Here is a 25,203-nt window from a genome sequence, read left to right as displayed (position 1 = left end):
GGCCGCGCTGCGCGCTCGCCGGGCACGGCCCGGCGCTACCGACTCCGCCCCCCTTTTTTGTGAGGTTGGCATGGAAACGATGGAACTGCACCGCGGGCGATTGATCGACCACATCCAGCTGGTCGTACGTGATCTGGCCGCCAGCCGCCGCTTCTACCAAGCGGTGTTCGACACGATCGGCATCCCGGTGGCCGGCGAAGGCGATGACTACTTCTGGGCCGACGAGCTGTTCATTTCCAGCGCCAGCAGCAAGGCCGCTGCCGGTCAGTTGACCGGTCGCCATCACCTGGCCTTCCAGGCCCGCGATACCGCCACCGTCGATGCTTTCCACAGCGCTGCGCTGGCGGCTGGCGGCAAGGACAACGGTGCGCCCGGCGAACGCCCGTACCATCCGGGCTACTACGGGGCGTTCGTGCTGGACCCGGATGGCAACAACATCGAGGTGGTTTACCACGGCCCGGCGAACTACAGCGCCGATTCGGTGAAGGTCAGTTTCTGATTCCCGCGCTACGCGCTCGCCGGGCATGGCCCGGCGCTACCAACGAAGAAGCCGGGCAATGCCCGGCTTCGTTTCATCACACAGCGCAGGCCTCAGTGGGCGGCCATGTAGATGTCCTGCAGCACGGCCTTTTCCAGCTCCAGCTCACCCAGCAGGTTCTTCACGATGTCACCCAGGCTGAGGATGCCGACCAGCTTGGCACCGTCGGTGACCATCAGGTGGCGACGACGCGAGTAGGTCATCAGCGACATGGCCTGCTTCAACGTGGCGTCCGGCGCAATGCCTTCCAGGCCGGTGGACGGCAGGCTGGAAATCACCCGGCGACCGGCCTGCGGGCCATCATCGGCCAGGCTGCGGACGATGTCCTTTTCGGAAATGATGCCGACCGGGGCATCATCCTTCATCACTACCAGTGCGGCGATTTTATTCGCGCTCATCTTGTGCGCGGCGGCACCGATCGTGTCTTCCGTGTCGATGGTGATGACAGCTTCTTTCTTGGATTGCAGGAGCTCGCGGACGTTCATTCTTGTTTCCTGGTGCAGGTCACTGAAGTCAAAAAAGTGTGCTCTGCCGATTCGCCCCCTCCCCGGGAACAGACCTTTCAGTGCACGTCTGGCGCACCCACCTGCCGCTTGGAATGGATCGGCAGACGTCGTGCTGCAACACGAACGAGGGGGTTCAACGGCTCAACCCGGATCTCGGTCAACTCGATTCTACGACTGCGACCATCGGTCACTAGCGGCATCGATGGGACAGTTCGTCGTAGGAACCAACTGACGATCCAGAGAATGGCACCGCGGCTGAAACCGCCGCTGAATACAGGCGATGTCACGCATTAAAGATTGATTGCCTGCTGCCGACTGCGGACAGAAAACCCGGCAGCTGTCCCACTTGGCAGCGTCAGCGTCGTAAACGAAAGGGGCCACGTGGGCCCCTTTTGGCATGCAGCATCCAATGGATCCGAGTGTTACTCCACCGTAACGCTCTTGGCCAGGTTGCGCGGCTTGTCCACGTCGGTGCCGCGTGCCAGCGCGGTGTGGTACGCCAGCAGCTGCACCGGGATGGTGTGCACCACCGGGCTGAGCACGCCGGCGTGGCGCGGGGTGCGGATCACGTGCACGCCTTCGGACGCGTTGAAGTTGCTGTCCTGGTCGGCGAACACGAACAGCTCGCCGCCGCGCGCACGCACTTCCTGCATGTTGGATTTGACCTTCTCCAGCAGGCTGTCGTTGGGCGCGATCACCACCACCGGCATGTCCTCGTCCACCAGCGCCAGCGGCCCGTGCTTGAGCTCGCCGGCCGGGTAGGCCTCGGCGTGGATGTACGAGATTTCCTTCAGCTTGAGCGCGCCTTCCAGGGCGATCGGATAATGCAGGCCACGGCCCAGGAACAGCGCACTGCTCTTGCGTGCGAAGCGCTCGGCCCATGCGGCGATCTGCGGTTCCATGTTCAACGCATGCTGCACGCTGCCCGGCAGGAAACGCAGCTGCTCCAGGTAGTCCGCTTCCTGTGCGGCGTCAACGCGACCGTGCAGCTTGCCCAGCACCACGGTCAGCTGGAAGAGCGCGGCCAGCTGGGTGGTGAACGCCTTGGTCGAGGCCACGCCGATCTCGGCGCCGGCACGGGTGTAGCAGACCAGTTCGCTGGCGCGCGGAATCGCGCTTTCCGGCACGTTGCAGATCGACAGCGTGTGGGTGTGTCCCAGCGACTTGGCGTACTTCAGCGCTTCCATCGTGTCCAGCGTTTCGCCGGACTGGGAGATGGTCACGATCAGGTGCTTCGGATTGGCATACGCGGCGCGGTAGCGGTATTCGCTGGCGATCTCCACGCTGCACGGCAGGCCGGCGATGGCCTCGATCCAGTAGCGCGCGGTCAGGCCAGAGTAGTAACTGGTACCACAGGCCAGAATCTGCACACCCTCGATACCCGACAGCACCGCTTCGGCATTCTTGCCGAACAGTTCGGCCGGGAAGCCACCAGCATCGATCGCCGCTTCGATGGTGTCGCCCAGCGCACGCGGCTGCTCGTGGATCTCCTTCTGCATGAAGTGGCGGTACGGGCCCAGCTCCAGCGAGGCCAGCGAGACATCGGAGAGATGCACATCGCGCTCGATCGGCTGATCGTTGCCATCGAAGATGCTCACGCCATCACGGCGGATTTCGGCGGTGTCGCCCTCTTCCAGGAAGATCACCTTGCGCGTGGCCGACAGCACGGCCGACACATCGGACGCCACGAAGTTCTCGCCCTCGCCCAGACCGACCAGCAGCGGGCAGCCCATGCGGGCACAGACGAAACGTTCCGGCTCGGCACGGCTGACCACGGCCAGCGCATAGGCACCGGTCAGTTCCTTCACCGTGTGCTGCAGCGCGACCAGCAGGTCATCGCCACTCTTCAGATGGTGGTGGATCAGGTGGGCGATCACTTCGGTGTCGGTCTGCGACTCGAAGGTGTAGCCCAGCGCGCGCAGCTTTTCGCGCTGCTCTTCATGGTTCTCGATGATGCCGTTGTGCACCAGCGCCACGCCATGGCTGATGTGCGGATGCGCGTTCGCCTCGGTGACACCACCATGGGTGGCCCAGCGGGTGTGGCCGATACCCAGGCTGGCGTTGAAGCCTTCAGCCTCGGCAGCAGTGGCCATCTCCGAGACACGGCCGGTGCGGCGTACGCGGCGCACCTCGGGCCGTTCGGCTTGGTCGATCACGGCGATGCCCGAGGAATCGTAGCCGCGGTATTCCAGTCGCTTCAGTCCTTCGATCAGCAGCGGCACCACGTCGCGCCCGGCGATCGCACCCACGATTCCACACATGTCACGCAATTCCTTGAAGACGGTCGCCGCATTCTAGCGTGCGTGTCCGCCAGCCCCCTCCTGTCCGCTTAATGAAAGTGTCCGGAAAGGTGTCCGCGGACACCCGGACAGTAGCGACACATGTTCAACTCATTGATGGAAAAGGAAATAAAGTTGGCACGCTGTGTGCTTTGTCCTTGGCATCACTCTGGCACCACCGACAGGCACGAACCCGATGATCCGCGACACCTCCGCCCAGGACCAGATCGTTTCCTCCGCTTCAGCCAGTGCCCCCCAGGCCGCATGGCACCGTTACCGCTGGCCGGCCCTGGCGGGTATCGCGCTGCTGGCCGGCATCGGCTGGGCCGTACATGCGTGGTCCAACGCCAGCAGCTCGTTCGACAGCAGCCGGGTGCGCATCGCCGAAGTGCAGCGCGGCGATCTGGTGCGCGACATCGCCGCCGACGGCCGCGTGATCGCCGCCAACAGCCCGGTGCTGTACGCCATCTCCGCCGGCACGGTGGACCTGAAGGTGGTGGCCGGTGACGTGGTCAAGAAGGGCCAGGAGCTGGCGATCATCGACAGCCCCGAGCTGCGCAGCAAGCTCGCCCAGGAGGAGGCCACCCTGGCCGGCCTGGAAGCCGAGGCCAGCCGCGCCAACCTGGATGCCACCCTGGCCCGGGCCAAATCGCGCAAGGAAACCGACCAGGCCAGCATCGAGCGGCAGGCCGCCGACCGCGACCTGCAGCGCTTCCAGCGCGGCTTCGATGGCGGCGCGGTACCGCAGATCGATCTGGCCAAGGCCCAGGACGCCCTGAAGAAGGCCGACATCAGCCTGGTCAATGCCACCACCGATGCACGCCTGCAGAGCCAGGGCGCAGACCTGGACGCACGCAACAAGCGCTTGCTGGCCGATCGCCAGAAGGCCGTAGTGGCCGAAGTGCGGCGCCAGGTGGACGCACTGACCCTGCGCGCACCGTTCGACGGCCAGGTCGGCCAGGTGCAGGCCACCCAGGCCACCAACCTTGCCGCCAACGCGCCGGTGCTGGGCGTGGTCGACCTGTCCAGGTTCGAAGTCGAGATCAAGGTGCCGGAAAGCTTCGCGCGCGATCTGGCGATCGGCATGCCGGCGCAGCTGACCGGCGGCAATGGCCAGCCGTTCCCGGGCGAGATCAGTGCGGTGTCGCCGGAAGTGGTCAATGGTGAAGTCAACGCTCGCGTCCGCTTCGCTGCGGCCCAGCCTGAAGGCCTGCGCCAGAGCCAGCGGATGTCGGTGCGGGTGCTGCTCGATACCCGCAGGAATGTCATGAAGGTCGAGCGCGGCCCGTTCGTGGAGCAGGGCAACGGCGTGGCGTATGTAATGGATGGCCGCACTGCGGTGCGCCGTCCGATCGAACTGGGCGTCAGCAGCCTGGGCGAAGTGGAAATCAAGTCGGGTGTGCAGCCGGGGGACCGCATCGTGGTCTCGGGCAGCGACCTGTTCAAGGACGCCGAACGCGTCTCCGTCAACTGACAACTCATACATCCTGGAGAGAGGACACCCCATGTACATGCTCGAAATGCGTTCGGTCGCCAAGGTCTTCCGTACCGAACAGGTGGAAACCCACGCGCTGCGTTCACTGGAACTGCAGGTCAAGGAAGGCGAGTTCGTCGCCGTCACCGGTCCGTCCGGCTCCGGCAAGACCACCTTCCTCAACATCGCCGGCCTGCTGGAAACCTTCACCAGCGGCACCTACATGCTTGATGGCCAGGACGTCAGCAAGCTCGGCGATGATGCCCGCAGCCGCCTGCGCAACCAGAAGATCGGCTTCATCTTCCAGGGCTTCAACCTGATTCCGGACCTCAACCTGTTCGACAACGTGGACGTGCCGCTGCGCTACCGCAGGATGAGCGCCGGCGAGCGCCGCGAGCGCATCGAAAAGGCGCTGAGCCAGGTCGGCCTGGGCTCGCGCATGAAGCACTACCCCAACGAACTCTCCGGCGGCCAGCAGCAGCGCGCGGCGATCGCCCGTGCCCTGGCCGGCAGCCCGCGCCTGCTGCTGGCCGACGAACCGACCGGCAACCTGGACACGCAGATGGCGCGCGGGGTGATGGAACTGCTGGAGGAGATCAACGCCGCCGGCACCACCATCGTGATGGTCACCCACGACCCGGAACTGGCCGCACGCGCGCAGCGCAACGTGCACATCGTCGACGGCCAGGTCACCGACCTGGTGCGCGAGCCGGTGCTGGCCACCCCGCGTCGCATCGTCGCCGTCAACGAGTGAGGGCACGACCATGTTCGCCTACTACGCCCGACTGGCGGTGCGCAGCTTCCGCCGCAACAAGGTACTGACCGCGCTGATGGTGGTCGCCATCGCGCTGGGCATCGGTGCTTCGATGACCACCCTGACCGTGTTCCATGTGCTGTCCGGCGACCCGATCCCTGACAAGAGCGACCGCCTGTTCTACGTGCAGGTCGATCCGCGCCCGCGCTCGGGTTACCTGACCGGCGAAGAGCCGGAGACCCAGATGACCCGTTTCGATGCCGAAACGCTGCTGCGCGAGAAGCGTGGCGAGCGCCAGGCGATGATGAGTGCCGGTGACGCGACCATCGAGCCGGAAGGCAGCACGTTGAAGCCGTTCAACATCGACACCCGCTGGACATCGGCTGACTTTTTCCCGATGTTCAACGTGCCGATGCTGTATGGCCGTGCCTGGACGGCCAGCGACGATGACGGTCGCTCCCGCGTGGTGGTGCTGTCCAAGGTGATCAACGACAAGCTGTTCCAGGGAGCGGACAGTGTCGGCCGTGAGATCCGTGCTGATGGCCATTCGCTGCGGGTGATCGGGGTGATGGACACCTGGAATCCGGAACCGCACTTCTTCGACCTGACTGTGGGCAACTACGGCCGCGAAGAGGACCTGATGATGCCGCTGTCCACCGCGATGGACCTCAAGCTCGGCAGCAACGGCAACATGAACTGCTTCCGCGACGGCGCACCCGATGACGACAGCAATTCGATCAACGCGCCGTGCACCTGGATCCAGTACTGGGTGGAGCTTGATCCGTCCAAGGCCGAGGACTATCGCCGCTACCTGGTGAACTATTCGGACCAGCAGCGGGCTGCCGGCCGGTTCGAGCGCCCGGCCAACGTGCGCCTGCGCAACGTGATGGAGTGGCTGACCTTCAACAACGCGGTACCCAGCGACGTGCGCCTGCAGATGTGGCTGGCACTGGGTTTCCTCGGTGTCTGCCTGGTCAACACGGTCGGCCTGCTGCTGGCCAAGTTCCTGCGCCGCAGCGGTGAGATCGGCGTGCGCCGCGCACTGGGTGCCAGCCGCGGGCAGATCTTCCTGCAGTGCCTGGTCGAGGCGGGCGCGGTGGGCGTGGTCGGCGGCGTGCTCGGCATCGGCCTGGCACTGCTGGGCCTGTATGCAGTGCGCCAGCAGCCGGTGGACTACGCCAAGCTGGCCCACCTCGACGGCAGCATGCTGCTGCTCGCCCTCGGCCTGACCCTGCTGGCCAGCATTGCTGCCGGCTTCCTGCCCGCCTGGCGCGCGATGCAGGTCACCCCGGCCATCCAGCTCAAGTCGCAGTAAGCCCCAGAACGAGGACTTCCCATGGACATCCGCCCCATCCTCAGCACCCTGCGCCGGCACAAGACCGCAGCCGCATTGATCGTGCTGGAAATCGCCCTGACCTGCGCCATCGTCTGCAATGCCCTGTTCCTGGTCACCCAGCGCGTGGAAAAGATCAGCCAGCCCAGCGGCCTGGCCGAGAACGAACTGGTCATGGTCCGGGTCAGCGGCATCGGCAAGCAGACCAACGCCATGGCCCGCACCAACGAAGACCTGGCATCGCTGCGCGCGATCCCCGGCGTGACCAGCGTGGCCAAGGTCAACCAGCTGCCGTTCCGCCGCAATTCGAGCAACACCAGCATCTCGCGCGAGCGTGACCAGGAACGGCCGACAGCCTTCGTGTCGCAGTACATGGTTGGCGAGAACGCGTTGTCCACGCTCGGCCTGCAGCTGGTCGCCGGCCGCGACTTCCAGCCCAGCGAGTACATCGACCTGGAAGAAGCGCAGAAGAATCCGAAGCCCGACCGCGCCGCGCCGGTGATCATCAACCAGCAGGTCGCTGCCAAGATGTACCCGGACCAGAGTGCGCTGGGCAAGACCTTCTACATGGGCAACCAGGCCCTGCACGTGGTCGGCGTGGTCGCTCATCTGGCCACCCCCACCGACTACAACGACAACAGCACACTGTCGATGATCCTGCCGGTGCGTACCGACTTCACCCGCGGCCCGTACATGCTGCGCACTTCGCCGGAACGCCGCGATGAAGTGCTGAAGGGTGCGCTGGCCGCGCTGGAGCACAACGATCCCAACCGCCTGGTGCGCGAGAAACTGACCTACCAGGAACAGCGTGCCGACTACTTCAAGAACGATCGCTCGATGGTCGGCCTGCTGGTGACGGTCTGCGTAGCGTTGCTGGTGGTCACCGCACTGGGCATCGTCGGCCTGGCCAGCTTCTGGGTACAGCAGCGCAGCAAGCAGATCGGCATCCGCCGCGCATTGGGCGCCACCCGCGGGCAGATCCTGCGCTACTTCCAGACCGAGAACTTCCTGCTGGCCACGCTGGGCATCGTGCTGGGCATGCTGGCGGCGTATGCCATCAACCTGGCGCTGATGAACATGTACGAGCTGCCGCGCATGCCGCTGCTGTACCTGCCGCTGGGCGCAGCGCTGCTGTGGCTGCTGGGGCAGATCGCCGTGTTCGGCCCGGCCCGCCGCGCCGCGGCGGTGCCCCCGGCCGTCGCCACGCGGGGGGCGTGAGATGCGCGCCAGCCTGCTGGTGCTGTTGCTGGCCCTGCCGCTGCCGGTACTCGCCGGCAGCAGCAGCGCGCAGACGCTGGAGTGGCGCCAGGACAATGCGCGGCTGGCGCTGCGCTCGACCGAAGGCGTGGTGAGGGTGGATGCGGCCAGCCCGGAAGCCCGCTTCGGTGTGCGCAGCGGCGACCGCATCCTGCGCGTGGACGATTCGCCGGTGCGGCAGATCGAACAGCTCGCCGACGCAGTACGGGCGGCATCGACGCCCACCGTCCACCTGCTGCTGCGCCGCGATGGCCGGATGCTGACCGTGCCGGTGGCGGTGTCGGCGTGGCGGGCGGCGCTGAACCCGCCAGCACCGCCGCCACCGCCGCCGCCACGGCGCTGAGTCGGGACGCCCCTGCGCTACCGCTGGTTTCGCTATATTGCAGAGCGGCCCGGTAGCGTCGGGCCATGCCCGGCGGTTCCAGCCGCTGCAACTGCACCCGCCCCGCCGGGCATGGCCCGGCGCTACCCTCTTTGCGACCCATGCCTGCGATCCTGATCATCGACGACAACGCCAGCGTGGGTACCGCGCTGGATGTGCTGTTCTCCCTGCATGACATCGACACCCTGCTGGCGCAGAGCCCGGCCGAAGGGCTGGCGCTGCTGGAATCGCAGCCGGTGGACCTGGTGATCCAGGACATGAATTTCAGCGAGGACACCACCTCCGGTGAGGAAGGCGAGGCGCTGTTCGCACAGATCCGCGAACGCCACCCCGATCTGCCGGTGATCCTGCTGACCGCCTGGACCCACCTGAGCAGCGCGGTGGACCTGGTCAAGGCCGGTGCCGCCGACTACCTGGCCAAGCCCTGGGATGACCGCAAGCTGCTGACCACGGTCAACAACCTGCTGGAATTGTCCGAAGCGCGGCGCGAACTGGACCAGCGACGCCAGCGCGAACAGCGCCAGCGCCATGCACTGGAAGAGAAATACGACCTGTGCGGCGCGGTGTTCGCCGATCCCGCCAGCGAGCGGGTGATCGCCCTGGCCTGCCAGGTCGCGCGCTCTGAGCTGCCGGTGCTGATCACCGGCCCCAATGGCGCGGGCAAGGAGAAGATCGCGCAGATCATCCAGGCCAACTCGCTCGTGGCCAAGGGCCCGTTCGTGGCGGTGAACTGCGGCGCCCTGCCCTCCGAACTGATCGAGGCCGAACTGTTCGGTGCCGAGGCCGGCGCCTATACCGGCGCCAACAAGGCGCGCGAAGGCAAGTTCGAGGCAGCCGACGGCGGCACGCTGTTCCTGGATGAGATCGGCAACCTGTCGCTGGGTGGGCAGATGAAGCTGCTGCGCGTGCTGGAGACAGGACGTTTCGAACGCCTGGGCTCCAACCGCGAACGCCAGGTCAAGGTGCGCGTGGTCAGCGCGACCAATGCCGACCTGCCGGCGATGATCCGCGAAGGTACGTTCCGCGAAGACCTTTACTACCGGCTCAACACGGTGGAACTGACGCTGCCACCGCTGGCCGACCGCCCCGGCGACATCGTGCCGTTGGCCGAGCATTTCCTCAGCATCGGCAAGCCGCTGTCCAGCACGGCGGCCACCGCACTGCAGCGCCACCTGTGGCCGGGCAACGTGCGCGAGCTGCGCAACGTGATCCAGCGTGCCGAACTGCTGGCCACCGGCAACCGCATCGAAGTGGCCGATCTCAACCTGCCGCGTGCACCTGCTGCACCGCGCCCGACGCCAAGCGCCGGCAATGATCCCGATCGCGCACGCATCGAAGACGTGCTGGCGCGCAATCACGGCGTCATCGCACAGGCAGCCAACGAGCTTGGACTGAGCCGGCAGGCGCTGTACCGGCGCATGGACCGTCACGGCATCCCACGCGAATGAAGCGGCGCTCCTTCACCTTCCGCCTGTTCCTGCGCCTACTGCCGGTGCTGGCGCTGGCTGCGGCGCTGCCGTGGCTGCTGGCCTACTGGATGGACCATGGCTGGGTGGTGACCACGGTCTCCACGATCATCCTGCTCTCATTGATGTGGTGGACGCTGCGCCGCGCCACCGCACCGGTGCGCTCGTTGATGCGCGCGCTGTCCGGGACCACCAGCAGCTACCGCGACGGTGAGTACAACTTCGGCATCTACTGGCCCGGCAATGACGAACTGGGCGATCTGGTGCAGGCACACCGCGAACTGGGGGAAGTGCTGCGCGCACAACGCCAAGGCCTGGTGCAGCGCGAACTGCTGCTGGACACCATGGTGCAGAACACCCCGGTGGCGATGCTGCTGATCGCCGCCGGAGGCGATGGCATTTCCCGCGTGGTGTTCTCCAACCTGGCCGCGCGCAAGCTGCTGCACAGCGGCTGGAAGCTGGAAGGCCAGCGCATGGAAGACGTGCTCGAGCAGCTGCCGGTGGAACTGCGCGATGCCATCGGCCGCGGCGGCGACAGCCTGTTTGCGGTGAAGTCGGAAAGCGAAGACGGCGTGGAAGGCGACGAGGACGACGAACAGGTCTATCACCTGTCGCGGCGCGCGTTCCAGCTCAACGGCCGCCCGCATGACCTGCTGTTGGTACGCCAGCTCACCGCCGAACTGCGCCGGCAGGAAGTACAGACCTGGAAGAAGGTGATCCGGGTGATCAGCCACGAACTCAACAACTCGCTGGCGCCGATCGCATCGCTGGCGCACTCCGGCGGCGAACTGGTCAAGCGCGAACGCTTCGACCGGCTGCCGGAGATCTTCACCACCATCGAAGACCGCGCCCGCCATCTGGAAGGCTTCATCCGCGGCTACGCGCGTTTCGCCAAGCTGCCGCAGCCGCAGCTGCAGACCGTGCACTGGGCGCCGTTCCTGTCCAGCCTGTGCCAGCAGATTCCGTTCACGATGGAGCGTGCACCCGACGAGGAACTGAGCAGCCGGATCGACATCGCACAGTTCGGCCAGGCCCTGCTCAACCTGCTGAAGAATGCACACGAGGCCTGCGCCGAAGCTGACCCGCCCAACGACGACGTGCAGGTGCAGCTGACCCGGCTGCCGCAGTGGCTGCGGCTGGATGTGCTGGACCGCGGCAAAGGCATGAACGAGCAGGTGCTGCAGAATGCGCTGATGCCGTTCTATTCGACCAAGCGCAACGGCACCGGGTTGGGGTTGGCCCTCACCCGCGAGATCGTCGAGGCGCACGGTGGCCGCGTGTCACTGCAGAACCGCACCGAAGGCGGGCTGTGTGTGTCGATCCTGCTGCCGGTGGGGTAGGTTTGTTCTCCTTCGCCTGTTGATTGCTGAAGGTTGATCACGGTTCTTGGGTGTCACTTTTCTTTTCGCGCGAAAAGAAAAGTAACCAAAGGAAACGCGCCGCCAGTCCGCGAGCCGTCGTGCTGCGCACGCCGGTNCCCTGNGCTCCTCGGTCCGTCGAGGGACGGCGCGGGAACTCGCTGCGCTCAGACACCCGCGCCTCTTCGCCCTCGCCGGNCCTGCGGTGCTCGGCTCGCTTCAAGGCGGACTCGAGAAGCAGAGCAAAAGCATCCACGCATGGCGTGGATCTACTGGGTGCAGCCGTGGCCTTTGACTTGGGTCCGCCTTGAAGCGAGCCGAGCACCGCAGGGAAATCAGGGGCGAAGAGGTGCCGAGGTCCTGTAGAGCCGACTGTTGGTCGGCTGACTTCTTCGCACCGGCCCCTGATTCGCCGAGGAGCGCAGGGCACCGATGCGCAGCATCGGCTCGCGGCGGCGGAACGTTTCTTTTGGTTACTTTTCTTTGCGTACAAAGAAAAGTGACACCCATGAACAATGATCAACCTTCAGCAATCAACAGGAGAAGCAAAACTAAAGCACCCGTCGCATCGCCACCCGCAGGTGCATCGGGAATCCCAATGCAGCTTCCTCAGCCATCACCCCTCGCAGGCCCGCGCCCCTCTCTGACTCCGGCAGGACGTTGAATCCTTCGCTGGCATAGAAAGCCGCATTCCACGGTACATCGGACAACGTGGTCAGCACCGCCGCTGGATAGCCAAGCGCCTTGGCCTCGGCGAGTGCGTGCTGCAGCAACGCCCGTCCGTAGCCACGGCGAGCATGATTGGGATCCACATCCATCTGCAGCACATGGAAATCGCCGTCAAGCGTACCGCCCAGCAGGTAGCCGGCGACGCCGCCATCGGCGCCTTCGATGATCCACAACAGGCCACGCTGCAGTCCGGCCTGCAACGTGGGAAGGTCCAGTCCATGGCCGGCGAACACCGGGTACGCCTCGTGCCCGCGCAGCAGTTCACCCGCACGCTGTTCGATGCGGGGCAACGCACTCAGTTCATCGACGCGCGGTGGCCTCGGCTCAGCTTTTCTTGATGGGGCGCTGCCAGCCATCGATGGTTTCCTGGCGCGCACGGGCTACGGTCAGCTTGCCGTCCGGCGCAGTGCGGGTGATGACCGAACCGGCAGCAATCGTTGCCCCTTCACCGATCAGCACCGGCGCCACCAGCGAGCTGTTGGAGCCGATGAAAGCGTTGTCACCGATGGTGGTGGTCGACTTGTTCACGCCGTCGTAGTTGCAGGTGATGGTGCCCGCGCCGATGTTGACCTTGCTGCCGATCACCGCATCGCCCAGGTAGGTCAGGTGGTTGGCCTTGCTGCCCACCCCCAGGGTGACCTTCTTGGTTTCCACGAAGTTGCCCACGTGCACGCCATCGGCAAGCACCGTACCCGGGCGCAGGCGCGCGAACGGGCCGATCTGTGCCGCACCCTCGCTGACGACGCCTTCCACATCGCAGTGCGCACGCACTTCGGTGCCCGCGCCGAGAGTGACGTCCTTCAGCCGGGTGAACGGGCCGATGGTCACGCCATCGCCGAGCACCACCTTGCCTTCAAGGATCACATCGACATCGATCATCACATCGCTGCCGACGATCACCTCACCCCGGATATCCACCCGTGCCGGATCGCGCACGCGCGCGCCCTGGATGCACAGCGCGCGCACCGCGCGCCGCTGCCAGGCCCGTTCCAGCTGCGAGAGCTGCCACGGATCGTTCGCGCCTTCGGCGTCCTGCGCATCGGCCACCAGGGCCATCTCCGCCGGAGTGAACTCGCGGGCGGCAAAGGCGAACACATCGGTCAGGTAGTACTCGCCCTGCGCGTTGCTGTTGGACAGCTGCGACAGCCAGCGGCGCAGCGCCGTCGATTCGGCAGTGATGATGCCGGTGTTGATGATGCGCACCCGGCGCTGTTCATCATCGGCGTCCTTCTGCTCGACGATCGCCCCGACCTTGCCTTCGGCATCGCGCAGCACGCGACCATAGCCGGTGGGATCGTCGACATCGGCCACCAGCACGGCCAGCCGGCCCGGCTGGGCCAGCAGGTCACGCAGGGTCTGCGCACGGATCAACGGCACATCGCCGTACAGCACCAGCACCTGTGCGGCGTCGGGCACTTCCGGCATGGCCTGGGCAACGGCGTGACCGGTACCCAGCTGCTGCGCTTGTTCCGCCCACAACAGGTCCGGCTGGTCAGCGAAGTAGTGCCGCACCTGGTCCCCGCCGTGGCCGTACACCACGTGGATGGCAGCCGGCTGCAGTTCGCGCGCGGTGGCGATCACATGCGCCAGCATCGGCTGCCCGGCAATCGGCTGCAGTACCTTTGGCAGCACCGATTTCATGCGCTTACCGGCGCCAGCGGCGAGGATGATGACGTGCAGGGGTTGGGTCATGGAGGGGGGCCGCGCAGCGGCGGCGATCTGAGGACTGGCTGATAGGATAGCCGAGCTCATTCCCTGCCTGACGTGAACCGTGCGCTGCCTGAAGGAACGATTGCTCGATCTGCTGTACTGGATGGGCCCGCTGTTGCCGGGCGGCACCGGGAAGGCACGGCCATGACCCTCGTCCGCCAGGGCAGCTCATACATCGTCATCGGGCTGGTGCAGCTGCTGCTGGACTGGCTGGTGTTCGTGGGCAGCACCGCACTCGGGCTGCCCGTCGCCCCTGCCAACGTCGTCGGCCGTCTGGCCGGCATGCTGCTCGGCTTCTGGCTCAACGGCCGCTATACCTTTGCTGCCGCCGGCCAACAGCGCCTGGGCTGGAAGCGCTTCGCGCGCTTCCTCCTGCTTTGGATGCTGCTGACCGCGGCCAGCACCCTGCTGGTGACTGCGGCCGACCATGCATTGGGGCTGCAGTACGCGTGGCTGGCCAAGCCGCTGGTGGAAGGTGGCCTGGCGCTGGTGTCGTTCCTGCTGCTGCGGTACGTGGTGTACCGCTGACCTGCGTTCAGTGAAGGCCACTGTCGCCGGCCAGGCGCACGCTCAATCCCTCGCGCCACAACTGCAGCGGGCTGTAACGCAACTGCACCTGATGGCGGCCTGCCGGCACGCACAGCGCATGGAACAGGCCATTGCCTCGCAGCAGCGGCAGTACGGTGCCATCGGGCAAGCGGGCCTGCCAGCCACGGGCAGTCACCTCGTTGACCACGACCCACGCGGGGCGGTCGGCTTCCACCGTGAGCTCGATACGGCCAGGCTGGTAGTGCTGCACCTGGATGTTGGCCTCACCGGCATCATGCTCCGGGCATGCGGCGCCGGCCATGGCTGGCAGCCAGAGCTGCCGGCTGAAATCGGTCTGGTTGAATTCATCCGCAGGCGGCAGACGCGCATCGTGGCGTCGGACGCTGCGAGGATTGAGCACGCGCGGCAGCACGCTGTCGCGTCGCGCGAGCTCGACCTGGTCACCCTGCGCGCTTGAACCCGGGAACGGATCCTGGGCCAGCAGCCAGCGCACGCCCAGCAGATCGTACACAGGCGCTGTTGTGTCCGTTGCCCAGGCCGTCGGCAGCTTCTGTTGGAACGTATCCACCGGTTCACCCGGCATGCCGGTCATCTGCAGGTAGTCGCTGGCCAACATCGGGTTGTAGCCGTTTGCCAGCGCGATCGCATGGACCGCGGCGCCGTTGGTGAGCCCACCGATGCCGAAGACCACGGCGCGCTCGGGCAATCCGGGTTGCCGCTCTGCTGCGAGCAGCGCGTAGGCCCGCTGCGCCGGCCCGGCGCGGTCGGCGGTCAGCACCGACTTGGTGCCACTGCCTGCGTTGAAGCTGGTCCCCACGTTGAACAGCAGCAGGTCGAACAGCACCAGCACAAACAGCCAGCGCTCGGGTGCCCGGTGACGACGCAGCAGCAGCACCGCGGCGATTCCCACGGCTGCGCTGATGCCGAGCCAGGCAAAGGCCGCCAGATGACCGCGGTCGATCGCCATCCAGGCACTGGAGACGGCAAGCAGCACGACAGCACCTACGGACATCCACGGCGGCCGCAACGGGCCCGGCTGCAATGCAGCCTGCAAGGCGTTGGCACCCAGCCAAGCGGCTGCTGGGAGGGTGAGGAACAAGGCATCAGCAGGACGCCGGAACAGATCCAGGCCTGGCAGCCAGGTGAACAACCACGGGAACAGTGGCGTTGCCCCACCCAGCGCGATCAGGATCGTCAGAATCACCACGGCCAGCGCGATGCGCGTCGCAGCGGGTTTGCGCCGCAGCACTTCGCCGCCCCATCCCAGCCAGAGCGCCAGCGGCACCGCGCCGAGATAAAGGTAATCAGCGCTGATGTCACCAAAGGCCCAACTGTCACCACGCCCCTGCGAGAACACGTTGCCTGACAGCAGCGTGGCCAGGGTCTGCCAGTGCATGGCCCCCGGCAACGCAGCCTCCAACGAGAAACCATCGCGATTTGTCTCGCCCAGCCAGGCCAGCGTGGACAACCACTGTGGCGCGCTGATCGCGCCGGCAAGCACGCCGACAAGACCAAATCGCAGCAGCAGCCGCACGCGCTGGCCCTTCGCCAGCAGAACCGCGCCCAGCGCATGGATCGCACAGGCGAGGATGATGAAGTAGGTAACCTGGGTCAGCTGCAGCGCGCACAAGCCTCCAGCGATGCCGGCCAGCAGTACGTCACGCAGCCGACCCTGGCGGCGGACCTGATCCATGCCCAGCCACAGCCACGGCAGCAGGCTGTAACTGACGATCATCGGCGTGTGCTGGAGCCGCGATGCGGCCACCCCACCGAACATCAGTACCAGCGCGAACAGCAGCCGCGCCGGTGGCGGCATTCCCTGCACGCGGCCCAGCCGCAAGGCACCGAAGCCACCTGCCAGCACGTGCAGCAGCACGACCACGTTGAACAGGTGCAGCGACGTCGGTGCCAACAGCATCGGCAGCAGCATGCTCGGCTGCAACGTCATCATCTGCGGGTCAGCCAGCTGCGGGTAGCCCCCGTACAGATACGGATTCCACCACGGCGACTGCAGATGACGCAGTTGCTCAGCGCTGAAGCTGACCGCCGGGAAGAACTGCTGCACGGCGTCGAACGGAATGGTCTTGATGCCCAACAGCCACGGCAGGCAAAGCACGACCCAGGCAATCAGGAACATGCCTTCCGGTGTGCGCCAGCGGCACTGCCAGCCCCCCATGTCCTGCGTCGCTGTCGATGACTGCTGCATTCCCTGCCTCCGTGGAAAACAAACAAAAACGCCGGCATGGCAGCCGGCGTTCCTGCATTCACCCGTGCCTTGCAGGCACAGATGTCACCTCGGCACGGTTCAGTGCTTGAGGGTCTTGCGCAGGCGCTCAAGCGCCTGCAGCTGGACAACGGCCTCTGCCAGCTTCTGCTGGGCTTCGGCCACTTCCATCGCTTCGCCGCGGTTGGCCAGGATGCGTTCGGCTTCTTCCTTGGCCTTGCGGACCGAGGCTTCGTCGATGTCCTGTGCGCGGATCGCGGTGTCGGCCAGCACGGTCACCACCTGCGGCTGCACCTCGAGGATGCCGCCGGAAATGGCGAAATCCAGCTGCTCGCCGCTCGGCGTGGTCACTACCACCTTGCCCGGCTTCAGGCGGGTGATCAGCGGTGCGTGCTTGGGCGCGATGCCCAGTTCGCCCAGCTCACCGGTGGCCACGACCAGGGTCGCTTCGCCACGGAAGATTTCCTGCTCGGCGCTGACGATGTCGCAACGGATGGTGCTCATGTAACTCTCTTCGCTAGGGGGCGGGTCGAACCCACCGCAGGGATTCCGCAGCGGTGGGCGCAGGCCCACCCCGTGTCACGGTCGGGACGGGCGTGTGCCCGTCCCCGCCGCATCAGGCCTTCTCGGCCATCTTCTTGGCCTTCTCGACCGCTTCTTCGATGCTGCCGACCATGTAGAACGCCTGCTCCGGCAGGTGGTCGTACTCGCCATCGACGATGGCCTTGAAGCCACGGATGGTGTCCTTCAGCGACACGTACTTGCCCGGCGAGCCGGTGAACACTTCGGCCACGTGGAACGGCTGGCTGAAGAAGCGCTCGATCTTGCGGGCGCGCGACACGGCCTGCTTGTCTTCTTCGGACAGTTCGTCCATGCCCAGGATGGCGATGATGTCCTTCAGTTCCTTGTACTTCTGCAGGGTCTGCTGGACGCGCTGGGCGGTGTCGTAGTGCTCGTGACCGATGACCAGCGGGTCCATCTGGCGGCTGGTGGAGTCCAGCGGATCGACCGCCGGGTAGATACCCAGCGAAGCGATCGAACGCGACAGGGTCACGGTCGAGTCAAGGTGGGCGAAGGTGGTCGCCGGCGACGGATCGGTCAAGTCATCGGCCGGCACGTAGACGGCCTGGATCGAGGTGATCGAACCATTCTTGGTCGAGGTGATGCGCTCCTGCAGGACGCCCATTTCCTCGGCCAGGGTCGGCTGGTAACCCACTGCCGACGGCATACGACCCAGCAGTGCCGACACTTCGGTACCGGCCAGGGTGTAGCGGTAGATGTTGTCGACGAACAGCAGCACGTCCTTGCCCTTGCCGTTCTCGTCCTTCTCGTCGCGGAAGTACTCGGCCATGGTCAGGCCGGTCAGGGCGACGCGCAGACGGTTGCCCGGCGGCTCGTTCATCTGGCCGTACACCATCGCGACCTTGTCCAGGACGTTGGAGTCCTTCATCTCGTGGTAGAAGTCGTTGCCCTCGCGGGTACGCTCACCCACGCCGGCGAACACGGACAGACCGCTGTGCGCCTTGGCGATGTTGTTGATCAGTTCCATCATGTTGACGGTCTTGCCGACGCCGGCGCCGCCGAACAGGCCGACCTTGCCGCCCTTGGCGAACGGGCACATCAGGTCGATGACCTTGATGCCGGTTTCCAGCAGCTCGGTGGCCGGGGACTGGTCTTCATACGACGGAGCAGCGCGATGGATTTCCCAGTTGTCGCTGGAGGCGACCGGACCGGCTTCGTCGATCGGGCGGCCGAGCACGTCCATGATGCGGCCCAGGGTGCCAGCGCCGACCGGCACGGAGATGCCGCGGCCGGTGTTGGTGGCCACCAGGTTGCGCTTCAGGCCATCGGTGGAGCCCAGCGCGATGCAGCGGACCACGCCGTCACCGAGCTGCTGCTGCACTTCCAGGGTGATTTCGGTGTTGTCCACCTTCAGCGCGTGGTACACCTTCGGCACCGACTCGCGGGGGAATTCGACGTCGACGACGGCGCCGATGATCTGAACGATCTTGCCCTGACTCATTGCTGCATCCTCTAAATGTGTGCTTTTAACGAACGCGGTCAGACTGCTGCCGCGCCGCCGACGATTTCGGAGATTTCCTGGGTGATCGCTGCCTGGCGGGCCTTGTTGTAGACCAGCTGCAGGGTTCCGATCAGCTTGTTGGCGTTGTCACTGGCCGACTTCATCGCCACCATGCGCGCGGCATGCTCGGAAGCGACGTTTTCCAGCAGCGCCTGGTACACCAGCGACTCGATGTAACGCGTCATCACGTGCTCGAGCACGGTCGCGGCATCGGGTTCGTACAGGTAGTCCCAGTCGTGGTGCGCAACCTGCTTCTCAGCCGGCGGCAGCGGCAGCAGCTGATCGAAGCTGGCCTTCTGCGTCATCGTGTTGACGAAGCGGTTGTAGACCAGGTACACGCGGTCGACCTTGCCTTCGGTGAAGGCGTCGAGCATGACCTTGATCACACCGATCAGCGATTCCAGCTTCGGCGTGTCGCCGATGTGGGTCACCGTGCCGACCATGTTCACCTTGACCCGGCGGAAGAAGGTCGATGCCTTCTGGCCGATGGTCACCAGGTCCACTTCGGCGCCCTTGTCCTGCCAGGCCTTGGCTTCGCCAAGCATCCTGCGGAACAGGTTGTTGTTGAGGCCGCCGGCCAGACCGCGATCGGAGGAGATCACGATGAAACCGACCCGCTTGACCTGCTCACGCTCGACCAGGAACGGATGCTGGTAGTCGGTGCTGGCCTGCGCCAGGTGGCCGATCACCTGCTTCATCGCCTGCGCGTACGGACGCGAGGTCTTCATCCGATCCTGCGCCTTGCGGATCTTGGAGGCCGAGACCATTTCCAGGGCGCGCGTCACCTTGCGGGTGTTCTGCACGCTCTTGATCTTGGTTTTGATTTCGCGTCCGCTTGCCATCTTTTATTCCCGTGGCGCGGGGCCGGGGCCCCGCGTTGTTCAACCGTTTGATCGTCTGGTCCAGCGGAGCATCGCTCCGCTCTACAGGACCTCGATTACCAGCTGCCGGTGGTCTTGAACTCGACGATGCCCTTCTTGAAGGCAGCTTCGATGTCGTTGTCCCAACCGCCGGTGGCGTTGACCTTGCCGATCAGCTCGCCCTGGGTGTTGGCGAAGTGCGCGTGCAGGCCTTCTTCGAACGCCAGCAGCTTGCTGACCGGCACGTCGTCGAGGTAACCCTCGTTGACGGCGTAGATCGACAGCGCCTGGTTGGCGATCGACATCGGCGCGTACTGCTTCTGCTTCATCAGCTCGGTGACGCGCTGGCCGCGCTCAAGCTGCTTGCGGGTGGCTTCGTCCAGGTCCGAGGCGAACTGCGCGAACGCCGCCAGCTCGCGGTACTGGGCCAGCGAGATACGGATGCCGCCGGACAGCTTCTTGATGATCTTGGTCTGCGCCGAGCCACCGACGCGCGACACCGAGATACCGGCGTTCACGGCCGGGCGGATGCCGGCGTTGAACAGATCGGTTTCCAGGAAGATCTGGCCGTCGGTGATCGAGATCACGTTGGTCGGAACGAACGCGGAAACGTCGCCGGCCTGGGTCTCGATGATCGGCAGCGCGGTCAGCGAACCGGTCTTGCCGGTCACCGCACCGTTGGTGAACTTCTCGACGTACTCTTCGGACACGCGGGCAGCACGTTCCAGCAGGCGCGAGTGCAGGTAGAACACGTCACCCGGGTAGGCTTCACGGCCCGGCGGGCGCTTCAGCAGCAGCGAGATCTGGCGGTAGGCCACGGCCTGCTTGGACAGATCGTCGTACACGATCAGCGCGTCTTCGCCGCGGTCCATGAAGTACTCGCCCATGGTGCAGCCCGAGTAGGCGCTGATGTACTGCATCGCGGCCGATTCGGACGCGGTGGCAGCCACCACGATGGTGTGCGCCAGGGCGCCGTTCTCTTCCAGCTTGCGCACGATGTTGGCAACGGTCGAAGCCTTCTGGCCGATCGCTACGTACACGCACTTGATGCCGGTACCCTTCTGGTTGATCACCGCATCGATGGCCAGTGCGGTCTTGCCGGTCTGGCGGTCACCGATGACCAGCTCGCGCTGGCCACGGCCGATCGGGATCATCGAGTCGACCGACTTGTAACCGGTCTGCACCGGCTGGTCGACCGACTTGCGCCAGATCACGCCCGGAGCAACGCGCTCCACCGGAGCGGTCAGCTGGGTGGCCAGCGGGCCCTTGCCGTCGATCGGCTCGCCGAGCGCGTTGACGACGCGGCCCAGCAGTTCCGGACCGACCGGCACTTCGAGGATGCGGCCGGTGGTCTTGGCGACATCACCTTCGCGCACGTTCTCGTAGCCACCCAGGACCACGGCGCCGACCGAGTCGCGCTCCAGGTTCAGGGCCAGGGCAAAGGTGTTGTTCGGCAGTTCGATCATTTCGCCCTGCATCACGTCGGCCAGACCGAAGATGCGCACGATGCCGTCGGACACGCTGGTCACGGTGCCTTCGTTGCGCGATTCCGCGGCCAGCTTGACCTTCTCGATGCGGTTCTTGATCAGTTCGCTGATTTCGGAGGGGTTGAGCGTGGTTGCCATCGTCAAGTCCTAGTGCCGGCAGCGGGGCCGGACGTTAAATGAATTCAGTTAGCGAGCGCGGTCTGCAGACGGGCCAGCTTGCCCTTCAGCGAACCATCGATGACCACGTCGCCGGCGTCGATCACAGCGCCGCCGATCAGCGAGGCGTCGACCGCGGTGGTCACTTCGACCTCGCGGTTGAAGCGCTTGCGCAGCGCGGCCTTGATCGCGTCCAGCTCGGCAACCGACAGCTCGGCCGCGGAGGTCACCGTGGCCTTGACCACGTGCTCGGCCTCGGCGCGCAGGGCGTCGAACATGCCGGCGATCTCCGGCAGCAGCGGCAGGCGATGCGACTCGGCAAGCACAGCCAGGAAGCGCGAGTAGGTCTCGCCGCGGGACTCCGGCGCCAGCAGGGCGATGGCGTCATCGCGACCCAGCTCCGGGTTGGCGAGCAGGGCCGCCACGCGCGGGTCGGCGGCGACGTGGGCGGAGAACGCCAAAGCGTCCGACCACGGCGCGAACGCGCCTTCGTCACGCGCGGTCGCGAAGGCGGCGCGGGCGTACGGGCGGGCAAGCGTGAGGGCCTGGCTCATCCTTAAATCTCCGAGGCCAGCTCGTCGAGCAGCGCCTTGTGGGCGTTGGCGTCGATTTCGCGCTTGAGCAGCTTTTCGGCACCGGTCACGGCCAGCGCGGACACCTGCTTGCGCAGATCTTCACGGGCACGGTTGGCGGCGGCGTCGATTTCGGCCTGGGCCAAGTCCTTCTGACGGGTGGCTTCGGCAACAGCCTCGTTGCGGGCCGCGTCGACGATCTGGTTGGCACGCGCGTGGGCCTGGTCGATGATCTCGTTGGCCTTGGTGCGGGCTTCCTTCAGCGCTTCATTGACCTTGTCCTGCGCCTGGGCCAGATCTTTCTGGCTGCGGTCGGCAGCAGCGAGGCCTTCAGCGATCTTCTGCTGGCGCTCTTCGATCGCGTTCATCAGCGGCGGCCAGATCTTGGTCGCGATGAGCCAGATCAGGGCGGCAAAGGCCAGGGCCTGGGCGATGAGGGTAAAACCGATATCCATGGGGTTCGCTCAGTCGGTTGTGACGGGATGGATGCGCCGCCACACGGGCGGGGCCTCCGAACCTTCATCCGCGACCAGGCGCCTGCGGCGCCCGGTCGTTTCACTTTCGCTGGATCAGCCAGCGATTGCCGGCAGGCGCGAGACGAACTCGCCGACCAGCGGGTTGGCGAAGGCGAACAGCAGGCCCACGGCGACCGAGATGATGAAGGCGGCGTCGATCAGGCCGGCGGTGATGAACATGCGGACCTGCAGGACCGGGATCAGTTCCGGCTGGCGCGCGGCCGACTCCAGGAACTTACCGGCCATGATGGCCAGACCCAGACCGGCGCCCAGCGCGGCCAGGCCGATCATGATGCCGACGGCGAGGACGGTGGAGCTCTGAACTTGGGCGAGATTGGTCAGGACGGCGAAGTACATGGTTTTCTCCAGGAACTTGATTGCTAAGGGTTTAGAAACAAACGGATGAAGGGTGAAGCGAAACTCAGTGAGCGTCTTCCGACAGGCTCAGGTACACGATGGACAGCATCATGAAGATGAAGGCCTGCAGCGGGATCACCAGCAGGTGGAACAGCATCCAGCCGAAGCCGGCGAACGCGCCTGCAAACATGCCGGCGATACCTGCACCGCCCAGCACCCAGATCAGCAGGAACACGATTTCACCGCCGAACATGTTGCCGAACAGTCGCATCGCCAGCGAAATCGGCTTGCTCAGCCACTCGACGATGTTCAGGATCAGGTTGAACGGCATCATCCACTTGCCGAACGGTGCGGTCAGGAATTCCTTGGTGAAACCACCAATACCCTTGGCGCGCAACGCGAAGAACAGCATCAGGAAGAACACGCTGATCGACATGCCCAGGGTGGCATTGACGTCTGCGGTGGGGACCGGCTTCCAGTACGGCACGCCCATCAGTTCGAGCGGCTTGGCGATGAAGTCGGCCGGGATCATCTTGATGAGGTTCATCAGGAGGATCCAGAAGAAGATCGTGATCGCGATCGGGGTCACCAGCTTGCTGGTGCCGTGATAGGTGTCCTTGGCCTGGCGGTCAACGAACTCCAGGCAGATCTCGACGAATGCCTGCCACTTGCCCGGCACGCCGGAGGTGGCCTTGCGGGTCGCCATCCAGAAGGCGACGACCATCACCAGGCCCATCAGCAGCGAGGTTACCAGCGTGTCCACGTGGATCGCCCACGGGGTGCCATGACCTGCCGTCAGATTGTGCAGGTGATGCTGGATGTAGGAGGTGGGTGTAAGCGCCTCGCCTGCCATGTGTCCGGAACCTTAAGTTAAATGAATTCGATTAGCGCCTGGCCATGGCCAGGACCTGGAACATCAGCCCGACGGCGATACCGGCCAACAGCGCCAGTGCAGGCAGCTTGAAGACCAGGAACCCCACCATCAGGACACCAAAAACGAGCGCCCACTTGGCCACGATCGCAACGACCAGGCGTGCCATGGCCGAACCGGCCCCCAGCGCACCACCACCCAGCGCCATCCGTGCCGCCACCCAACCACCGGCCGAAACCGCCACACCGGATGCCAGGGCACCAAGGGCATACTTCGGCCCCACCAGCAGGAAGGCCAGAGCCAGGACAGCCACCGCGGCCAGCGGGTAGACCGCGGCGCGCAGCATCAGTCGCCGACCCGTTTCTACGGAGTTCAGCACAGGACGTCCCGCGTGGTTACAAGTGGATGGCTGAGGCGACTACAGCAGGGGGGCCTCATCGAGCCGCCAAATTATAGCAATGGGACAATTTGCGAGACAACCGCTGCCTGTTCATATCGGAACAGCGCAAGTTGCGGTAAGGGCTGCGGTTTTGCAGCCCACCACGGGGACAATGCCATCTGCGCGATGTTGCGATGCAACGCATTGAACTTTGGTCGCAGGCGGCGGAACTTTCCGCTGACGGCAGTGGTCCCATCTTCCGACCTGCCTGCAGCTACCTCGTCGACGCTTCGCCTGCAGGTCCCCATGATGGCCCCGAAGCGCCGCTCCGGGGCCATCTTTTCGCAGGGCGCCGACAGCGCTGAACCGTCCACATCGCGTGGACCATACCTTCACGAATGGTGGACAGCGACGTCCGGCAAAGTGGTCTTCATTCCGATGAACCACTGCAAGGACTCTTTCGATGCGCTCCGTCCCCACCCTGCTCGCCCTCTCGCTTCTCGCCGCCGGCGCGTCGTTCGCCTCCTCCGCCCATGCCGCCGAAGGCGATGACCGCTTCGCCCTGCGCCTGGGTGCGATGAACATCGACTCGGACAACACCCTGCGCGGCAACACCACTGTCGCCGGCCAGGACATCGGCTTCTCCGAGGACTTCAAGCTGGGTGGCAAGGAATGGGAGCCGCGCATCGACGGCATGTTCCGCATCAGCGACCGCCAGCGCCTGCTGTTCAACTACTTCAAGTACGACAAGGACCGCCGCGAGACGCTCGGCCAGGACATTTCCTTCGGCAACGTGAACGTGCCGGCCGACAGCTTCGTCAAGGCCGAACTGAAGTACCAGGTGGCCAGCCTGGTGTATGACTACTCGGTGGTGGACACCGAGAAGTTCGACCTCGGTCTGCAGCTGGGTGCCGAATACGCCAAGGTCAGCACCAAGGGCTACGCCGATCTGGGCACGGTGTATGAAGGCCAGTTCCTGGACGAGAAGACCGACGGTGTGGCGCCGGTGGTCGGTGCACGCCTGAGCTTCACCCCGTCCGAAAAGTGGATGATCACCCTGCAGGGCCAGTACCTCAACACGCGCTGGGGCAGCTTCGACGACTACAAGGGTGACCTCAGCCGCGCCAACGCGATCGTCGATTACCGCTTCACCCAGAACTTCGGCGTGTTCGCCGGCTACGACTGGTTCAAGCTGGACGCGGACAAGAAGGGCAGCGACGGCACCATCGGCCTGAAGCAGGAATTCAAGGGCCCGGTGGCGGGTATCAGCGTCACCTTCTAAGCCCTGCTCCCCTTCCACAGCATTCTCTCTCCTGGCGCGGCCTCCGGAACATCGGGGGCCGCGTTTTTTTGTGGCTTCCTGA

At 65.3% G+C, this 25,203-nt stretch carries 23 protein-coding genes and 1 pseudogene; 10 read left to right on the top strand and 14 right to left on the bottom strand.

What is annotated here, in order from left to right; genetic code table 11:
- Positions 1–70: 70 nt before the first annotated feature.
- Positions 71–499 carry a VOC family protein gene (locus tag TEP_RS02565; RefSeq protein ID WP_132824107.1) on the top strand — a complete coding sequence of 143 codons (429 nt, stop codon included), beginning with the start codon at positions 71–73 and terminating at the stop codon, positions 497–499.
- 92 nt (positions 500–591) lie between these two features.
- On the opposite strand, the gene TEP_RS02560 is transcribed toward TEP_RS02565, so the two are convergent.
- The gene (locus TEP_RS02560; RefSeq protein WP_132824105.1) at positions 592–1,023 is read right to left on the bottom strand and encodes a CBS domain-containing protein; all 432 of its coding nucleotides are present in this window, start codon (positions 1,021–1,023) and stop codon (positions 592–594) included.
- A 443-nt stretch (positions 1,024–1,466) separates the two neighbouring features.
- Positions 1,467–3,305 (bottom strand): glutamine--fructose-6-phosphate transaminase (isomerizing), encoded by a 1,839-nt coding sequence (gene glmS, locus TEP_RS02555; protein WP_132824103.1) that lies wholly within the window; start codon positions 3,303–3,305, stop codon positions 1,467–1,469.
- Between the two features lie 214 nt (positions 3,306–3,519).
- On the opposite strand from glmS, the gene TEP_RS02550 reads away from it, so the two are divergent.
- The 7 genes and pseudogenes from TEP_RS02550 to TEP_RS02520 form a co-directional block, all read left to right on the top strand.
- On the top strand, positions 3,520–4,797 hold the full coding sequence (locus tag TEP_RS02550; protein WP_132824101.1) for an efflux RND transporter periplasmic adaptor subunit: 1,278 nt from the start codon (positions 3,520–3,522) through the stop codon (positions 4,795–4,797).
- 31 nt (positions 4,798–4,828) lie between these two features.
- Positions 4,829–5,551: an ABC transporter ATP-binding protein gene (locus TEP_RS02545; protein ID WP_025877338.1), complete on the top strand. Its 723-nt coding sequence runs from the start codon at positions 4,829–4,831 to the stop codon at positions 5,549–5,551.
- Positions 5,552–5,561: 10 nt separating this feature from the next.
- On the top strand, positions 5,562–6,866 hold the full coding sequence (locus TEP_RS02540; RefSeq protein WP_132824099.1) for an ABC transporter permease: 1,305 nt from the start codon (positions 5,562–5,564) through the stop codon (positions 6,864–6,866).
- Between the two features lie 21 nt (positions 6,867–6,887).
- The gene (locus TEP_RS02535) at positions 6,888–8,102 is read left to right on the top strand and encodes an FtsX-like permease family protein (protein WP_080149800.1); all 1,215 of its coding nucleotides are present in this window, start codon (positions 6,888–6,890) and stop codon (positions 8,100–8,102) included.
- A 1-nt stretch (position 8,103) separates the two neighbouring features.
- Positions 8,104–8,484: a PDZ domain-containing protein gene (locus TEP_RS02530; protein WP_132824097.1), complete on the top strand. Its 381-nt coding sequence runs from the start codon at positions 8,104–8,106 to the stop codon at positions 8,482–8,484.
- A gap of 140 nt (positions 8,485–8,624) precedes the next feature.
- A complete protein-coding gene (locus TEP_RS02525) occupies positions 8,625–9,971 on the top strand; it encodes a sigma-54 dependent transcriptional regulator (RefSeq protein WP_132824095.1) in 1,347 nt (448 codons plus the stop codon).
- Positions 9,896–11,329: pseudogene (locus TEP_RS02520) on the top strand (ATP-binding protein); the annotation flags it as partial. The gene TEP_RS02525 and the pseudogene TEP_RS02520, both read left to right, overlap by 76 nt.
- 569 nt (positions 11,330–11,898) lie before the next feature.
- Here TEP_RS02520 and TEP_RS02515 read toward each other — a convergent pair.
- Complete coding sequence (locus TEP_RS02515) at positions 11,899–12,432, bottom strand: GNAT family N-acetyltransferase (protein WP_132824093.1); 534 nt, start codon at positions 12,430–12,432, stop codon at positions 11,899–11,901.
- Positions 12,401–13,768, bottom strand: a complete 1,368-nt coding sequence (gene glmU, locus TEP_RS02510; protein WP_132824091.1) for a bifunctional UDP-N-acetylglucosamine diphosphorylase/glucosamine-1-phosphate N-acetyltransferase GlmU — start codon at positions 13,766–13,768, stop codon at positions 12,401–12,403. The genes TEP_RS02515 and glmU overlap by 32 nt, the downstream gene beginning before the upstream one ends.
- Before the next feature lie 162 nt (positions 13,769–13,930).
- On the opposite strand from glmU, the gene TEP_RS02505 reads away from it, so the two are divergent.
- Positions 13,931–14,314 (top strand): GtrA family protein, encoded by a 384-nt coding sequence (locus tag TEP_RS02505; protein WP_132824089.1) that lies wholly within the window; start codon positions 13,931–13,933, stop codon positions 14,312–14,314.
- A 7-nt stretch (positions 14,315–14,321) separates the two neighbouring features.
- Here TEP_RS02505 and TEP_RS02500 read toward each other — a convergent pair whose 3' ends face one another.
- From TEP_RS02500 to TEP_RS02455, 10 genes are all read right to left on the bottom strand, one after another.
- On the bottom strand, positions 14,322–16,541 hold the full coding sequence (locus TEP_RS02500) for a hypothetical protein (protein WP_132824087.1): 2,220 nt from the start codon (positions 16,539–16,541) through the stop codon (positions 14,322–14,324).
- A gap of 99 nt (positions 16,542–16,640) precedes the next feature.
- Positions 16,641–17,063: a F0F1 ATP synthase subunit epsilon gene (locus tag TEP_RS02495; RefSeq protein ID WP_025877355.1), complete on the bottom strand. Its 423-nt coding sequence runs from the start codon at positions 17,061–17,063 to the stop codon at positions 16,641–16,643.
- Positions 17,064–17,175: 112 nt separating this feature from the next.
- Positions 17,176–18,582 (bottom strand): F0F1 ATP synthase subunit beta, encoded by a 1,407-nt coding sequence (gene atpD / locus TEP_RS02490; protein WP_093818068.1) that lies wholly within the window; start codon positions 18,580–18,582, stop codon positions 17,176–17,178.
- Positions 18,583–18,620: 38 nt separating this feature from the next.
- A complete protein-coding gene (gene atpG, locus TEP_RS02485; RefSeq protein WP_049464307.1) occupies positions 18,621–19,484 on the bottom strand; it encodes a F0F1 ATP synthase subunit gamma in 864 nt (287 codons plus the stop codon).
- 95 nt (positions 19,485–19,579) lie between these two features.
- Complete coding sequence (gene atpA / locus TEP_RS02480) at positions 19,580–21,127, bottom strand: F0F1 ATP synthase subunit alpha (protein ID WP_033832276.1); 1,548 nt, start codon at positions 21,125–21,127, stop codon at positions 19,580–19,582.
- Between the two features lie 44 nt (positions 21,128–21,171).
- Positions 21,172–21,699, bottom strand: coding sequence for a F0F1 ATP synthase subunit delta (locus TEP_RS02475; RefSeq protein WP_049464303.1), 528 nt, complete (start codon positions 21,697–21,699; stop codon positions 21,172–21,174).
- A 2-nt stretch (positions 21,700–21,701) separates the two neighbouring features.
- Positions 21,702–22,172 carry a F0F1 ATP synthase subunit B gene (locus tag TEP_RS02470; protein WP_025877365.1) on the bottom strand — a complete coding sequence of 157 codons (471 nt, stop codon included), beginning with the start codon at positions 22,170–22,172 and terminating at the stop codon, positions 21,702–21,704.
- A gap of 114 nt (positions 22,173–22,286) precedes the next feature.
- On the bottom strand, positions 22,287–22,589 hold the full coding sequence (gene atpE / locus TEP_RS02465) for a F0F1 ATP synthase subunit C (RefSeq protein WP_025877367.1): 303 nt from the start codon (positions 22,587–22,589) through the stop codon (positions 22,287–22,289).
- Between the two features lie 64 nt (positions 22,590–22,653).
- Positions 22,654–23,442 (bottom strand): F0F1 ATP synthase subunit A, encoded by a 789-nt coding sequence (gene atpB, locus TEP_RS02460; protein ID WP_025877369.1) that lies wholly within the window; start codon positions 23,440–23,442, stop codon positions 22,654–22,656.
- Between the two features lie 31 nt (positions 23,443–23,473).
- Positions 23,474–23,806: a hypothetical protein gene (locus TEP_RS02455; protein ID WP_132824085.1), complete on the bottom strand. Its 333-nt coding sequence runs from the start codon at positions 23,804–23,806 to the stop codon at positions 23,474–23,476.
- 496 nt (positions 23,807–24,302) lie between these two features.
- Here TEP_RS02455 and TEP_RS02450 point away from each other — a divergent pair, with 496 nt between their 5' ends.
- Entirely contained in the window at positions 24,303–25,121 is an 819-nt protein-coding gene (locus tag TEP_RS02450; protein ID WP_132824083.1) for a hypothetical protein, read from the top strand.
- Positions 25,122–25,203: the final 82 nt, after the last annotated feature.

This window comes from Stenotrophomonas sp. TEPEL (assembly GCF_004348785.1).
GTDB classification, from domain to species: domain Bacteria; phylum Pseudomonadota; class Gammaproteobacteria; order Xanthomonadales; family Xanthomonadaceae; genus Stenotrophomonas; species Stenotrophomonas indicatrix.
Note: the sequence above shows the minus strand (reverse complement) of the source record. Positions and strands in the feature narration are given on the sequence as shown.

Excerpts from the sequence above, each read along its gene's own strand:
- TEP_RS02540 (WP_132824099.1), top strand. The coding sequence starts at position 5,562 with ATGTTCGCCTACTACGCCCGACTGGCGGTGCGCAGCTTCCGCCGCAAC.
- TEP_RS02475 (WP_049464303.1), bottom strand. The coding sequence starts at position 21,699 with ATGAGCCAGGCCCTCACGCTTGCCCGCCCGTACGCCCGCGCCGCCTTC.
- atpB (WP_025877369.1), bottom strand. The coding sequence starts at position 23,442 with ATGGCAGGCGAGGCGCTTACACCCACCTCCTACATCCAGCATCACCTG.
- atpE (WP_025877367.1), bottom strand. The coding sequence starts at position 22,589 with ATGTACTTCGCCGTCCTGACCAATCTCGCCCAAGTTCAGAGCTCCACC.
- TEP_RS02495 (WP_025877355.1), bottom strand. The coding sequence starts at position 17,063 with ATGAGCACCATCCGTTGCGACATCGTCAGCGCCGAGCAGGAAATCTTC.
- glmS (WP_132824103.1), bottom strand. The coding sequence starts at position 3,305 with ATGTGTGGAATCGTGGGTGCGATCGCCGGGCGCGACGTGGTGCCGCTG.
- TEP_RS02530 (WP_132824097.1), top strand. The coding sequence starts at position 8,104 with ATGCGCGCCAGCCTGCTGGTGCTGTTGCTGGCCCTGCCGCTGCCGGTA.
- atpA (WP_033832276.1), bottom strand. The coding sequence starts at position 21,127 with ATGGCAACCACGCTCAACCCCTCCGAAATCAGCGAACTGATCAAGAAC.
- atpD (WP_093818068.1), bottom strand. The coding sequence starts at position 18,582 with ATGAGTCAGGGCAAGATCGTTCAGATCATCGGCGCCGTCGTCGACGTC.
- TEP_RS02545 (WP_025877338.1), top strand. The coding sequence starts at position 4,829 with ATGTACATGCTCGAAATGCGTTCGGTCGCCAAGGTCTTCCGTACCGAA.
- TEP_RS02565 (WP_132824107.1), top strand. The coding sequence starts at position 71 with ATGGAAACGATGGAACTGCACCGCGGGCGATTGATCGACCACATCCAG.
- TEP_RS02505 (WP_132824089.1), top strand. The coding sequence starts at position 13,931 with ATGACCCTCGTCCGCCAGGGCAGCTCATACATCGTCATCGGGCTGGTG.
- glmU (WP_132824091.1), bottom strand. The coding sequence starts at position 13,768 with ATGACCCAACCCCTGCACGTCATCATCCTCGCCGCTGGCGCCGGTAAG.
- TEP_RS02525 (WP_132824095.1), top strand. The coding sequence starts at position 8,625 with ATGCCTGCGATCCTGATCATCGACGACAACGCCAGCGTGGGTACCGCG.
- TEP_RS02535 (WP_080149800.1), top strand. The coding sequence starts at position 6,888 with ATGGACATCCGCCCCATCCTCAGCACCCTGCGCCGGCACAAGACCGCA.
- atpG (WP_049464307.1), bottom strand. The coding sequence starts at position 19,484 with ATGGCAAGCGGACGCGAAATCAAAACCAAGATCAAGAGCGTGCAGAAC.
- TEP_RS02450 (WP_132824083.1), top strand. The coding sequence starts at position 24,303 with ATGCGCTCCGTCCCCACCCTGCTCGCCCTCTCGCTTCTCGCCGCCGGC.
- TEP_RS02455 (WP_132824085.1), bottom strand. The coding sequence starts at position 23,806 with ATGCTGCGCGCCGCGGTCTACCCGCTGGCCGCGGTGGCTGTCCTGGCT.
- TEP_RS02500 (WP_132824087.1), bottom strand. The coding sequence starts at position 16,541 with ATGCAGCAGTCATCGACAGCGACGCAGGACATGGGGGGCTGGCAGTGC.
- TEP_RS02470 (WP_025877365.1), bottom strand. The coding sequence starts at position 22,172 with ATGGATATCGGTTTTACCCTCATCGCCCAGGCCCTGGCCTTTGCCGCC.
- TEP_RS02560 (WP_132824105.1), bottom strand. The coding sequence starts at position 1,023 with ATGAACGTCCGCGAGCTCCTGCAATCCAAGAAAGAAGCTGTCATCACC.
- TEP_RS02515 (WP_132824093.1), bottom strand. The coding sequence starts at position 12,432 with ATGGCTGGCAGCGCCCCATCAAGAAAAGCTGAGCCGAGGCCACCGCGC.
- TEP_RS02550 (WP_132824101.1), top strand. The coding sequence starts at position 3,520 with ATGATCCGCGACACCTCCGCCCAGGACCAGATCGTTTCCTCCGCTTCA.